Below are 11,580 nucleotides of genomic sequence, written 5' to 3'. Positions count from 1 at the left end.
CATTCCGAACCCGGAAGCTAAGCCTTACAGCGCCGATGGTACTGCAGGGGGGACCCTGTGGGAGAGTAGGACGCCGCCGAACAAATATTGGGGAAACCCCCGCACCGTATGGTGCGGGGGTTTTCTGCGTTCTACGGTGACCTGCATGAACTACGTGATCCGGTCCGTGCGGGCCGATGAATGGGCCGCTGCGCGGGAGCTGCGGCTTCTGGCGTTGCGGGATCCCGTCGCGCACCTCGCTTTTCTGGAGACGTACGAGGAGGCACTGGCGAAGCCGGCGTCCTACTGGCAGGAACGGACGGCGAAGGCCGCCGAAGGGGCTGACGGGGCACAGCAGGTCATTGCCGAGGGGCCGGACGGGGAGTGGGTGGGGACGCTGACCGTGCTGGTCGAGGAGGCCGGGACGAAGGACTGGGCCGGGTTCCCGGTCGAACGGCGGCAGGGGCATGTCGTCGGTGTGTTCGTACGGCCCGAGTTCCGCGGGATAGGGCTGACGGAGGTGCTGTTCGACGCCGGGCTGGAATGGGCCTGGGCCCGTGGGGCGGAGCGGGTACGGCTCATCGTGCACGAGGACAACGGGCGGGCGCAGACCTTCTACCGCAGGGTCGGGTTCGTACCGAGCGGGGTGGTCGTGCCGCTGGCGGCGAATTCCGACCCGGACGCTCGTGAGCTGGAGTTCGTCCTCGAGCGTCCTTAGGGGGCGCTGCTACACCGGCAGTTCCGCGTTCGGCCAGCGGGTGCGGGCCTGTTCGCGGGAGCGGAGGAGGGCCAGGGTGGGCAGGCCGCGGTCGACGCCGGTGGCCAGGAGGTCCGGCAGCTCGGGGAGCGGCGCCACCGCCGCGATGTCGTCCAGGACCAGGGTGAATGGTGGGTCGAGGCGACCGGAGGATGACCGTTCGGCCATGCGCCGGCCGCGCTCGACCACGCTGGAGACGAGGGCCGTGAGGAGGGGCATCGCGCCGGGATGGGTCCTCGGGTCCTCGATGGATTCACCTACCACGTAAAGCGTTCCCCCTTCGTTCACGAAGGAATCCAAGGCGAGGGCATCGGTTCGGTTGGGAGTGCAGGCCTCGCGGATGTTCACCGTGGAGAGGGCGGACAGGGCGCGGGTCGTCAGCTCCTGGGCGATGTCCCGGCGTTCGGGGTGGGAGGTGAGGGCGGCTTCCAGTTCACCGGCCGCGCCGGGGGCCGCCTTGGGGTTCGTACGGAGGGTGCGGACCGCTTCCTGGATGCCGGTGCCCTGGGACCAGCGGTGCACGTGGCGGACGGTGCGGCCGTCGATGGCGGCCGCGTGGAGGTAGCTGCGGAGGAGGGTCTCGGCGGTGTCGGTGACGGCCTGGTCCAGGCGGGCGGTGGGGCGTACGGGCGTCAGGAGGGCGGTGGCCCTCGCCGCCGCGGTGGTCCTGTCCTCGCAGCCGGTGGTGGGGGACCAGTGGAGGCGGGCCGGGGTGTCGCAGAGGTGGGTGGGGTCGTAGAGGAGGACGGGGCCGAGTTTGGCTCGGGCGTCCTTGGTGGTCTGCCAGAGTGCGGGGGCGGAGGTGACGACCAGGGCGGGGCCCTCCGCGTCGCGTACGGCGGCGGCCGCGGTGGTGTGGCGGGATTCCGGGGGCCCGTAGTGCACCCCGCCCTCGGGGCGGTTCGTTTCCCAGCCGCCCGCCCGTTCGCCGGCGAGCACAGAGGTGGCGGGTTCCTGGGGGAGCGGCGTGGACTGTGGCGGTGCCATCGGCTGTGCGGCCGGCGGGGGCTGTTCCGTCGGTTGCTCGGGCGTCCTCGGTGTGGGTACCTCGTGCCGTTCCGGTCCTGGTGCCGGAACCGCCGTCCTTCTCCTCGCGCGTACGGCACGCCACCTGGCCACCGTCCCCAGCACGAACACGGTGAGGACGAGCAGCAGCATCAGCTGGCCGATGAACAGGCCCCAGAAGAGGCCGTAGCCGGAGAGTGCGGTGGCCTCCGCGGCCGGCCAGGCGCCCGCGATGTCGTGGGGTTGGGCGACGAGGTGGCGCATGGCCAGCGGGGTGCGGGCGAAGGTGACTCCGGCGGGCCAGCTGCCGTGGGAGAAGAGGCCCGCCAGGCCGGTGGCCGTCCACACCAGCAGGGTCATGCCGAGCAGGAACGCGAGTATGCCGATCAGGAGGCCGTCGGGGATGCCACCCTGGCCACCCGCCTGGCCTGCGCGGCCCTGACGGTCGTCACCCGGTCTCATGGCACCCCCGCTCCTACGCCACCGTCGACTCGGACGAGCCGTCCAAGTCGGCCAGATGCTGTTCCATGAAGGCCGCCGCCCGTTGTTCCTGTTCCAGTTCGGCGGCGCGCAGTGCGTCGCCTTCGGCCAGGTCGACGGACGACTCGGTCATCGCGCGGTCGGTGAAGACGAGGGGGCGTTCCGTCTCGGTGACCAGGTGTTTGACGACCTGGACGTTGCCGTTGACGTCCCAGACCGCGATGCCCGGCGTGAGCGTCGGGATGATCTCCACCGCCCAGCGTGGCAGGCCGAGGACGCGGCCGGTCGCCCTCGCCTCGTCCGCCTTCTGGGCGTAGATCGTCCTGGTCGACGCCATCTTCAGGATCGCGGCCGCCTCCTTCGCCGCCGCTCCGTCGACGACGTCCGACAGGTGGTGGACGACGGCCACGAAGGACAGGCCGAGGCGGCGGCCGAACTTCAGCAGCCGTTGGAACAGCTGGGCCACGAAGGGGCTGTTGATGATGTGCCAGGCCTCCTCGACGAGGAAGATGCGCTTCTTCCGGTCGGGGCGGATCCAGGTGTGCTCCAGCCAGACGCCGACGATCGCCATGAGGATCGGCATCGCGATGGAGTTGCGGTCGATGTGGGAGAGGTCGAAGACGATCAGCGGGGCGTCCAGGTCGATGCCGACCGTCGTCGGGCCGTCGAACATGCCGCGGAGGTCACCGTCGACCAGACGGTCCAGGACCAGCGCCACGTCCAGGCCCCAGGCCCGTACGTCGTCCAGGGCGACGTTCATCGCCTCCGCCGACTCCGGTTCGGGGTGCCGTAGCTGCTCGACGATGTCGGAGAGGACCGGCTGGCGTTCGACGATCGTCTCGTTGACGTAGGCGTGGGCGACCTTGAGGGCGAAGCCCGCGCGTTCGTCCAGGCCGTGGCCCATCGCGACCTCGATGATGGTCCGCAGCAGCGCGAGCTGCCCGGTGGTCGTGATCGACGGGTCCAGTGGATTCAGGCGGATGCCGTGGTCCAGTGCGGCCATCGGGTCCAGGCGGATGGGGGTTATGCCCAGCGCCTGCGCGATGAGGTTCCATTCGCCGACGCCGTCCTCGCCCTGGGCGTCCAGGACGACGACCTGGCGGTCGCGGAAGCGGAGCTGGCGCAGGACGTACGTCTTCTCGAGCGCCGACTTGCCGTTGCCGGACTCGCCGAGGACCAGCCAGTGCGGGGCCGGGAGCTGCTGGCCGTACAGCTGGAAGGGGTCGTAGATGTAGCCCTTGCCGGAGTAGACCTCGCGCCCGATGATCACGCCCGAGTCGCCCAGGCCGGGAGCGGCGGTCGGGAGGTAGACCGCCTGGGCCTGGCCGGTGGAGGTGCGGACCGGCAGTCGGGTCGTCTCGACCTTGCCGAAGAGGAAGGACGTGAAGGCGTCGGTGAGGACGGTCAGCGGGTCCCGCATGTGAAGCCCTACCTTCGAATGCCGGTGGCGAACGGGAGTGTGTTCACGAAGGCGCGGTGGTGCTCTCGGTCGCACCACTCCAGCTTGAGGTACGACTTGCCGGCCGACGCCCTTATCGTCCGCTTGTCGCGGGCGAGGGCCTCGGGGGTGCGGGAGGAGACGGTGATGTAGCCGACCAGGTTCACGCCCGCCGCGCCGCTGGCCAGGTCCTCGCCGCGCTGGTCGAGGCGGGAGTGGGCGGCGACGTCACGGGGGTCCACGGTGCGGTTCATCTTGGCGGCGCGGCTCGCCTCCGCCTCGTCGTTGGTCTTCTCCGTCAGCATGCGTTCGATGGCCACCTCGGTGGGTTCGAGGTCCATCGTCACGGCGACCGTCCGGATGACGTCCGGGGTGTGGACGAGGAGCGGGGCGAGGAAGTTCACGCCGACCGGGGTCATCGGCCATTCCTTGATCCAGGCGGTGGCGTGGCACCAGGGGGCGCGGGTGGAGGACTCGCGGGTCTTGGCCTGGAGGTAGGTGGGCTCCATGGCGTCCAGCTCGGCCGGCCAGGCGTTGCGCCGGGTCATCGCCTGGATGTGATCGATCGGGTGGTCCGGGTCGTACATGGAGTGGATGAGCGAGGCGAGGCGGCCCTGGCCGAGGGGCTGGCGGACACGGATGTCCGCCTCCTGGAGGCGGGAGCAGATGTCGGTCAGCTCGCGGGCCATGACGACGGCGAGGCCGGCGTCGCGGTCCAGCTTGCGGCCGTTCTGCGGGCGGGCGGCGCGGGCCATGGCGTGGGCCTCGGCGGCCAGTTCGCGGGTGTAGTGCATGCAGGCGACGAGGTAGGCGCGGTGCTGCTCGCTGCTCGTGGACACCATGGACTGGAGCTGGTCGTACGACTGCTGCAACCACGGCAGCGCCTTGTCGTCGCCGCGCTGGGCGACGTCCTTGGCGTGGGCGTCGGGGTCGGCGGGGAGGGTGCGGGCGAGCATCTGGAGGCGGGTGACGAAGCCGTCGCCGTTGGCCACGTGCTTGAGCAGCGTGCCGAAGCGGTCGACGAGGGCCTCCTGGTCCTCGCTGTCGCGCAGGCCGACGCCGGGGCCCTCGATCTCGATCGCGGCCGTCACCGTACGGCGGTCGGCGTGCAGGAGTACGGCGATCTCGTCGGGGCCGAAGGGGGCGGCGAGCCAGGTGATGCGGCCGATGCCGGGCGGCGGGCCGATCTCGATCTCCTGGCCGTCGAGGCGGGTTCCGGCCTCCATGGCGGCGGAGCGGTACGTCGTGCCCTGGCGCAGGGTGCGCTTGTAGCTGCGGTTGATCTCGAACCACTTGTAGAACGTGCGGTGCTTGTACGGCACGTAGACCGCGGCCAGCGCGATCATCGGGAAGCCGGCGAGCAGCACGATGCGCAGGGTGAGGAGGGGGACGAGGAGCCCGCACATCATGCCGAGGAACGCGCCGATGACGATGAGCGCGATCTCTCCGGTCTCGCGGTTGCGGCCGACGATCGCGTTCGGCCGGGCGCGGCCGATCAGATATGTACGGCGGGGCGTGACCGCGTGGGACACGTGGGACTCGGTCGTCAACGCCCTTCACCTCCCGTGCGGTTGGTACTGCTGTTGCGGGTGTTGCTGGCGTGCGGGCTGTTCACGGCGCTGCTGGAGCGGGGCGCGGGTGCGGCGGAGGGGACGGATCCGCCGCCGCCGTTCGAGGTGCGCGTGCTGTGCGCTGCGACGCCGCCGGCGGCCTGGTTGGCGGGGCGGGGGCCGCTGGAGGCGGACCCGCCGCCGCCGTTGCTGTCGGCGCGGGTGCTGTGCGTCTTGATGCCCTGGGCGACGAGGGTCGCCGGGGAGCTGATGACGGCGGCGGCCTTGCCCTCGGCGCTCTGCATGATGCGGTTGTTGCGGGAGCCCGCGATCTCGTCGCCGAAGCCGGGGACGAAGCGGTAGATCATCGCGCTGGCGAAGATGGCGAGCAGGATGATGGCGAGGCCGGAGACGACGGCGGAGAAGGCGTCCGGGCCGTCGTCGGCGGACAGGGCGCCGGCCAGTCCCAGCACGATCACGATGACCGGCTTGATCAGGATGACGGCGATCATGATGCCGGCCCAGCGGCGGACGTGGCCCCACAGGTTCTTGTCGACGAGGCCGGCGTAGACGACCGTGCCGAGCAGGGCGCCGACGTAGAGCAGGGCGGCCCTGATGACCAGCTCCAGCCAGAGCACGCCGGCGGCGAGGATGGAGACCAGGGAGACCACGATCAGCATGATCGGGCCGCCGCCGATGTCCTCGCCCTTCTCCAGGGCGGCGGAGAAGGTGCCGAAGAAGGTGTCGGTCTGGTCGCCGGTGGCCTTGGCGAGGACCTCGGTGATGCCGTCCGTCGCCGATACGACCGTGTAGAGGATCAGCGGGGTGAAGGCGGAGGCCAGGACGGTGAGCCAGAGGAAGCCGACGGCTTCGCCGATGGCGGTGGTCAGGGGGACGCCGCGGACCGCCCGCTTGGCCACGGCCAGCAGCCACAGCAGGAGGGTCAGGACGGTGGAGGCCGCGAAGACGACGGCGTACTGCTGGAGGAACCTGGGGTTGGTGAAGTCGACGTTCGCCGTGTCCTTCACGGCCTCGCTGAGCTTGTCGACGGTCCATGCGGCGGCGTCGGCACAGCCCTTGGCGAGGGAGGAGAGGGGGTCGAGGGTGTCGGAGACGCCGGGGGTGGAGGTGGTGCCGTCGGAGGTGGTGTTGCCCCGCTCGCAGTACTTCTTGGCCTCTCCGGGGATGAGGCTGCAGTCCAGGCTGCTGGAGGGGGACGGCGACGCGGAGGGCGACCCGGACGGCGTGGGGTCGGGCGTGGGCGCCGCGAAGGCGCGGGTGGCCAGCAGTACGGCCGAGGTCTGGACGGCCGTGACGACTCCGGCGAGCCGGAGCACGCGGTGCGGGTTACCGGGCATACGTGAACCCTCCGTACTCCTGGATGGCCTTGCTGATCTCGTCGGAGGAGGCGACCTTGTCGTCGCCGGGGACCGGCGCGGGGCCGTCCGTCTGCGTGTCGCTGACGATCTTCCAGTCGCCGTCGGCCCACCGCAGGTCGAAGGTCCAGGTCTGCCACGACGAGGTGACGGGGTCGGTGGAGTTCTCGCCGGACATGCCGATCAGGCCGAGGTACCAGACGGCGACCTTGGCGGTGGTGTCGCTGTACGCCTGGACGGTGGCTCCCACCGGGACGACGCGGGAGACGAACGTGTTGCCCTCGGGCGCGTCGCCGTTCGCGTCGAGGCCCAGCTTGGCGAGGAAGTCGGCCGAGTAGGCCCGGTCCATGGGCGCCTGGAGCTTGGCCGCGGCGTCGGCGGTGTAGACGGTGTCGACGATGCCGTGCCGGGTGTCCTTCTGGAACATGCCGGTCGAGCCGAGAGCCACGGCGTAGTTGGTGGCCGCCGACTGGGCGCCCTGCTCGGTGCGGGCGAAACCCGACGGGATGCCCCCGCGCTTCGTCCCCACCGGCTTCGTCCCGCTCGCTGCCGTTGCCGCCGTCTCCGGCTTGTTGGCCTCGCCCGCTGCCGTGGGGGATTCGGAATCGTCTCCTCCACGGTTCGCGAAGGCGATCGCGGCGATGAGGAGGACGACCACGCCGACCACCGTGACCAGGCTCCGTGAGGAGGAGCGGCCGGGGCGGCGGGCGCCGCCGTAGGGGTCGCTGTCGGGCAGGCGCATGCGCGTGCCCGTGGGTTCGCCGTAGTCGTGCTCGTCGCCGGGACTCATGCCGCGTACGCCCCCTCACTGCCGTACCGGAACGCGTAGAAGTACGACGGTAGCCGTGCTGGTTCCCGCGCGGGCGCGGTGTGGTGACTCGACATCAGGGAAACGCAACCTCAGCCGGTGGGCACGACGGATGGGTGGGGTGGAGGGGCCGGGCGTGCCCGGACGGGACTGGGGCGGGCGGGGGCGGCTAGACGGCCATGCCGTACACGATCGTGAACAGTGTGCCGAGTGAGCCGATGATGAAGACGCCTGTCAGTCCGGCGATGATGAGGCCCTTGCCCTGTTCCGCGCTGAAGGTGTCCCGCAGGGCCGTGGCGCCGATGCGTTGCTTGGCCGCACCCCAGATGGCGATGCCGAGGCAGATCAGGATGGCGACCGCCATCACGACCTCGATCATCACCTTCGCCTCGTTGCCCAGGCTGCCGAAGGGCCCCCAGTCCGGAGCGATCCCGCCGATGATGGTGTTGATGTCTCCCTTGTCGGCCGCAAAGAGCATGTAAGTCACCGCCCCTGGTGGGTAGTTCCGCAGTCGGTCCCCTGCGGTGTGCAGAGGTCAGGCCTCATTGTCGCCGACAAAGTCGCCGTCGTATGTCGACTTGGCGTCATTACCGGTCGGGATTCGTACGAATAGCTCGTACGGTCACTCTGTGTATCACGGCAGGTCACCCCGGGCAATGAGGTCGGTGCGGAACCTGTCGTGTGGTTCCGTCGTTGACCCACTTCACAGCCCTGTGCCGTTTCTGACGGCCGGTCGGGTGAGAGGCCTTCTCGATGTTCTCATGCCGACCGATGACCCACGGCGAACGGACCGTGGCTGGGGGTGCGGCCCGTTCGCCGTTGCCCCGAGTGGCCCTCACGGCCCACGGTGGCTGCTCCGTGCGCACGGTGACGGAGGGTCAGAGGACAAAAGAGTCGTGGAGTTTCACGGGCTTGACCTCAAGCTTGGTTGAGCTACGAGCATCGGTGGCATGCAGAGCACTGATGTCACGGCCGCTCGGACGGCCGACCTCGAAGCGATCCGGGCCGTGGTGGCCACCGTCGAGCACAGTCAGCGCAACGAGCTTCCCGACGAGTTCGTCTCCCTCTTCCGCGAGGACGCCCTGTGGACGACGGCCCACGGCAGACGCCTGTACGACCGTGCCGAGATCTCCGAGTTCACGCACCGCGTGCTGCCCGGAGCGATGGGGGACGGGACGGTCACGTACGAGGTGGAGCACGTGCTGTTCATCCGGCCGGACGTCGCCGCCGTGAAGGCCCGCGCGCGGTACTGGACGAAGGACGGCCGCGAACAGGTCGGCAACCCGGGCAGTCCGCTGTACGTGATGGCGAAGGAGGACGGGCGGTGGCTCATGGTCGCCTGCCAGAACACCGAGGTGATCGACGGCTGACCGCTCACGCGCGGGTGCGGCGGCGGCAGTGGGAACGGCAGTGGCTTCCAGGCCGGTGGGGAAAGTGCTGGTCGCGGCCATTGGTTGAGGACTGCGACCAGCAGGGTCTGCCGCACGCCGTCAGGTGCCGGTCTCGACGCCTTCCACGAAGTGGTCGAACTCCCCCGCCTGTACCCCCAGTACGAACGCGTCCCACTTGCGGCGGTTCGTCGTGACGACGTTCTCCGGGTCGCTGGTTTCGCGGAGGTAGACGGGGGCCTCGCCGTCGTCGCCCTCGCCGAAGGCGATCTCGATCCAGGGGCCGGGGCCGGTCGCCTCCGGCGGGGCGGCGCGGATCCAGGTGAGGTCGGCGGGGATGTCAGCCACGGGGGGTGTCCTTCTTGAGTACCTGGAGGAGGGCGTGGAAGGCGGCGGGGGCCGCCGTGACTATCGCGGCGGAGGGGTCGCCGCTTTCGGTGAGGTGGATGCGGTGGGGGGTGGTGGCGATGTGGACGCAGGAGTTGCCCTGCGCGCAGTAGGACGACTTCTGCCAGGAGAGGGTGGGCATTCGGCTTTCCTCACAGGTCCTGGACGACTTTGTGGATGAGATCCCGCGACTCCGAGGGAGAGAGCGCGCAGGCCTCCATACGGTTCAACAGGATCCGGTACTTGTCGAGCTGGGCCTCGGAATCGAGGAACACCGGACCGTGCGACTGGTCGAGGTTCACGGTGTCGAGCTGCGGTACGGGACCTGTGCAGTAGTAGATCGACTGCCCTGAGCCGGGGAAGGTTCCGGCGTCGAAGGGGATCACCAGAACGGTGATGTGCTCCCGTTCGCTCATGCCCAGGAGGTGCTGGAGCTGTGAGCGGGTCACGGCGGTGCCGCCGAACTTCATGCGCAGGGCCGCCTCATGGATGATCGCCTGGTGAGGGGTCGGCGAGTCCTGGTAGAGCACGGCTTGGCGTTTGACGCGGAACGACACCCGGTGCTCGATGTCCGGCGGTGACATCTCCGGTACGTCCTGGCGGAAGATCTCGCGGGCGTAGTCCGTGGTCTGGAAGAGCCCGGGGATGTGGACGGTCACGGCGGTTCGGAACCCTGTGGCGTGGTGCTCGACCTCGGCCATGTCCAGCAGGGCGGCGGGCAGGATCTCGCGGTACTCCTCCCACCAGCCGCGCCTGCGGTCGGGGGTCATCGCGGCGAGCGCCTCGATCAGGGCTTTGTCGGAGCAGTCGTAGGCGCAGGCGATGCCGCGCAGCCGGTCGGGGCTCACGCCGTGGCGGCCGGCTTCCATGTTGCTGACCTGGTTCTGCTTGATGCCCAGCAGTTGTGCCGCCTGTGTCGAGGTCAGGCCCGCCCGTTCGCGCAGCTTGCGCAGCTCGGCGCCCAGCCGGACTTGACGGCCGGTGGGGGTGCTTCTCATGGCCAACGTTCGACTCCTTGTCACCCACACGCGTGAACACTGAAGAGCTTCGAGGATTTCGGTCTAAGAACTTACAACTCGCCGCTACTTTAACTGCGGGCGCCCGCTCCGCCCAGAAGTACACCGCCCGACGGGGCGGCGGCGTCACTGGGCACCGTACGCAATGTCCCAACTCCCCACAGTGATCGGAGACTTCCATGCCCACCGTAACCCCGCCCTGGTCCTACACCCTCCAACTCCCGCACGATCCACGCGCGCCGGGGATCGCCCGCGTCACCCTCCGTGCCGTGCTCGCCGCTCACTCGCTCGCCGAGCTCACCCCCACCGCCGAGCTGCTGGCCGCCGAGCTGCTCGCCAACGCGCACCTCCACACCACCGGTGACTACGGCCTGCGGTTGCGCTCGGTGGACGCGGGTGGGCTGCGGGTCGGGGTGTGGGACAGCGACCCCCGCGTGCCGCCGGGGTTCGTGCCGGCCGACGGTGACTCCGTCGTCGTACCGCCGGACGAGGACGCCGAGAACGGGCGCGGGCTGCGTCTCGTGCGGGCCTGTGCGGAGAGATGGGGTGCGGCTGAGCTGGCCGCCGGGAAGTTGCTGTGGGCCGAGTGCCGGTAGAGCGCCGCGTTTGACCGGACTCTCACCTTCGGGGGCCACAGTGGGGGCGATGAAGCGCAGCCCCCGCCTCCTTCTCGTCGCCGTCGTGCTGCTGGCCGTCACCGCCGCCTCCGAGGTGGCGGCCGATGACGGGCCCGGCGCCCTGGGGGTGACTGTCGTGGCGGCGGCGACGGCGCGGTCCGCGCGGGTCGGGGCACTGTTCGCCTCCGACGACCTCACCGGCGGCCACTTCTGCACCGCGTCGGTCGTCCACAGCCCGCACCGCGATCTCATCGTCACCGCCGCGCACTGTCTCGGCGGGCAGAGCGGGGTGGGGGGTCTCGTCTTCGTGCCCGGATACCGGGACGGGAGGGCCCCCTACGGGGTGTGGAAGGTGGAGCGGGCCTTCCTGCCGGACGGGTGGGCCAAGGGGCAGGACGAGGACAGCGACGTGGCGTTCGCGGTGCTCCACGACCGGGGCGGGAAGGGGGTCGAGGACGTCGTGGGTGGCAATCGGTTCGTCACGCGGGCCGCCACCGGGGCCACCGTCGTGACCGTCACCGGCTATCCCAACTCCGGTGACACGCCGATCACCTGCACCAACCGGCCCGCCGCCCACAGCTCCACCCAACAGCGGATCGACTGTCCCGACTTCACCGGCGGAACCAGCGGCAGCCCCTGGGTCGACGGGGACGGGGAGGTCGTGGGGATCCTCGGCGGGCACCAGCAGGGCGGGGCCACGGCGGACATCTCGTACAGCGTGGTGCTCGGGCCGGAGGCCGCGGAGCTGTACCGGGACGCGGCCGCCGACCCGTGAGGGA

13 protein-coding genes and 1 rRNA gene are annotated in these 11,580 nt (G+C 70.2%); 5 read left to right on the top strand and 9 right to left on the bottom strand.

The window, feature by feature from the left end:
- Both rrf and ACF1A1_RS25060 read left to right on the top strand, forming a co-directional pair.
- A 5S ribosomal RNA gene (gene rrf, locus ACF1A1_RS25065) occupies window positions 1–82 on the top strand; the annotation flags it as partial.
- Window positions 83–145: 63 nt separating this feature from the next.
- Window positions 146–697 carry a GNAT family N-acetyltransferase gene (locus tag ACF1A1_RS25060; RefSeq protein WP_392002873.1) on the top strand — a complete coding sequence of 184 codons (552 nt, stop codon included), beginning with the start codon at window positions 146–148 and terminating at the stop codon, window positions 695–697.
- Window positions 698–706: 9 nt separating this feature from the next.
- On the opposite strand, the gene ACF1A1_RS25055 is transcribed toward ACF1A1_RS25060, so the two are convergent.
- From ACF1A1_RS25055 to ACF1A1_RS25030, 6 genes are all read right to left on the bottom strand, one after another.
- Complete coding sequence (locus ACF1A1_RS25055) at window positions 707–2,203, bottom strand: type IV secretory system conjugative DNA transfer family protein (RefSeq protein WP_392002872.1); 1,497 nt, start codon at window positions 2,201–2,203, stop codon at window positions 707–709.
- 13 nt (window positions 2,204–2,216) lie between these two features.
- Window positions 2,217–3,641, bottom strand: a complete 1,425-nt coding sequence (locus ACF1A1_RS25050; protein ID WP_392002870.1) for an ATP-binding protein — start codon at window positions 3,639–3,641, stop codon at window positions 2,217–2,219.
- 8 nt (window positions 3,642–3,649) lie between these two features.
- Window positions 3,650–5,209: an SCO6880 family protein gene (locus ACF1A1_RS25045; RefSeq protein ID WP_392002869.1), complete on the bottom strand. Its 1,560-nt coding sequence runs from the start codon at window positions 5,207–5,209 to the stop codon at window positions 3,650–3,652.
- Window positions 5,206–6,567 (bottom strand): hypothetical protein, encoded by a 1,362-nt coding sequence (locus tag ACF1A1_RS25040; RefSeq protein WP_392002868.1) that lies wholly within the window; start codon window positions 6,565–6,567, stop codon window positions 5,206–5,208. The genes ACF1A1_RS25045 and ACF1A1_RS25040 overlap by 4 nt, the downstream gene beginning before the upstream one ends.
- Complete coding sequence (locus ACF1A1_RS25035) at window positions 6,557–7,375, bottom strand: hypothetical protein (protein WP_392002866.1); 819 nt, start codon at window positions 7,373–7,375, stop codon at window positions 6,557–6,559. Before ACF1A1_RS25035 ends, ACF1A1_RS25040 begins: the two co-directional genes overlap by 11 nt.
- 187 nt (window positions 7,376–7,562) lie before the next feature.
- On the bottom strand, window positions 7,563–7,871 hold the full coding sequence (locus ACF1A1_RS25030; protein ID WP_004000049.1) for a hypothetical protein: 309 nt from the start codon (window positions 7,869–7,871) through the stop codon (window positions 7,563–7,565).
- 472 nt (window positions 7,872–8,343) lie between these two features.
- On the opposite strand from ACF1A1_RS25030, the gene ACF1A1_RS25025 reads away from it, so the two are divergent.
- Window positions 8,344–8,763 carry an SgcJ/EcaC family oxidoreductase gene (locus ACF1A1_RS25025; RefSeq protein WP_392002864.1) on the top strand — a complete coding sequence of 140 codons (420 nt, stop codon included), beginning with the start codon at window positions 8,344–8,346 and terminating at the stop codon, window positions 8,761–8,763.
- 120 nt (window positions 8,764–8,883) lie between these two features.
- Here ACF1A1_RS25025 and ACF1A1_RS25020 read toward each other — a convergent pair whose 3' ends face one another.
- The 3 genes from ACF1A1_RS25020 to ACF1A1_RS25010 are packed head-to-tail and all read right to left on the bottom strand — an operon-like array spanning window position 8,884 to window position 10,166.
- Window positions 8,884–9,129, bottom strand: coding sequence for a DUF397 domain-containing protein (locus ACF1A1_RS25020; RefSeq protein ID WP_392002863.1), 246 nt, complete (start codon window positions 9,127–9,129; stop codon window positions 8,884–8,886).
- A complete protein-coding gene (locus tag ACF1A1_RS25015) occupies window positions 9,122–9,310 on the bottom strand; it encodes a DUF397 domain-containing protein (RefSeq protein ID WP_392002861.1) in 189 nt (62 codons plus the stop codon). Before ACF1A1_RS25015 ends, ACF1A1_RS25020 begins: the two co-directional genes overlap by 8 nt.
- A 10-nt stretch (window positions 9,311–9,320) precedes the next feature.
- Window positions 9,321–10,166 carry a helix-turn-helix domain-containing protein gene (locus tag ACF1A1_RS25010; RefSeq protein WP_392002860.1) on the bottom strand — a complete coding sequence of 282 codons (846 nt, stop codon included), beginning with the start codon at window positions 10,164–10,166 and terminating at the stop codon, window positions 9,321–9,323.
- Window positions 10,167–10,363: 197 nt separating this feature from the next.
- Between ACF1A1_RS25010 and ACF1A1_RS25005 the strand changes: the two genes are divergently transcribed.
- Entirely contained in the window at window positions 10,364–10,780 is a 417-nt protein-coding gene (locus ACF1A1_RS25005; protein WP_392002859.1) for an ATP-binding protein, read from the top strand.
- 49 nt (window positions 10,781–10,829) lie between these two features.
- On the top strand, window positions 10,830–11,576 hold the full coding sequence (locus tag ACF1A1_RS25000) for a trypsin-like serine peptidase (RefSeq protein WP_392002857.1): 747 nt from the start codon (window positions 10,830–10,832) through the stop codon (window positions 11,574–11,576).
- Window positions 11,577–11,580 lie beyond the last annotated feature (4 nt).

Origin of the sequence: Streptomyces sp. NPDC014995, assembly GCF_043080745.1 — a bacterium.
Lineage (GTDB): Bacteria > Actinomycetota > Actinomycetes > Streptomycetales > Streptomycetaceae > Streptomyces.
This window is presented reverse-complemented; position numbering and strand designations above follow the sequence as displayed.

What these genes read in the sequence shown, in the direction of transcription:
- ACF1A1_RS25050 (WP_392002870.1), bottom strand. Translation starts at nt 3,641, where the DNA reads ATGCGGGACCCGCTGACCGTCCTCACCGACGCCTTCACGTCCTTCCTC.
- ACF1A1_RS25055 (WP_392002872.1), bottom strand. Translation starts at nt 2,203, where the DNA reads ATGAGACCGGGTGACGACCGTCAGGGCCGCGCAGGCCAGGCGGGTGGC.
- ACF1A1_RS25000 (WP_392002857.1), top strand. Translation starts at nt 10,830, where the DNA reads ATGAAGCGCAGCCCCCGCCTCCTTCTCGTCGCCGTCGTGCTGCTGGCC.
- ACF1A1_RS25035 (WP_392002866.1), bottom strand. Translation starts at nt 7,375, where the DNA reads ATGAGTCCCGGCGACGAGCACGACTACGGCGAACCCACGGGCACGCGC.
- ACF1A1_RS25010 (WP_392002860.1), bottom strand. Translation starts at nt 10,166, where the DNA reads ATGAGAAGCACCCCCACCGGCCGTCAAGTCCGGCTGGGCGCCGAGCTG.
- ACF1A1_RS25025 (WP_392002864.1), top strand. Translation starts at nt 8,344, where the DNA reads ATGCAGAGCACTGATGTCACGGCCGCTCGGACGGCCGACCTCGAAGCG.
- ACF1A1_RS25015 (WP_392002861.1), bottom strand. Translation starts at nt 9,310, where the DNA reads ATGCCCACCCTCTCCTGGCAGAAGTCGTCCTACTGCGCGCAGGGCAAC.
- ACF1A1_RS25030 (WP_004000049.1), bottom strand. Translation starts at nt 7,871, where the DNA reads ATGCTCTTTGCGGCCGACAAGGGAGACATCAACACCATCATCGGCGGG.
- ACF1A1_RS25005 (WP_392002859.1), top strand. Translation starts at nt 10,364, where the DNA reads ATGCCCACCGTAACCCCGCCCTGGTCCTACACCCTCCAACTCCCGCAC.
- ACF1A1_RS25040 (WP_392002868.1), bottom strand. Translation starts at nt 6,567, where the DNA reads ATGCCCGGTAACCCGCACCGCGTGCTCCGGCTCGCCGGAGTCGTCACG.
- ACF1A1_RS25060 (WP_392002873.1), top strand. Translation starts at nt 146, where the DNA reads ATGAACTACGTGATCCGGTCCGTGCGGGCCGATGAATGGGCCGCTGCG.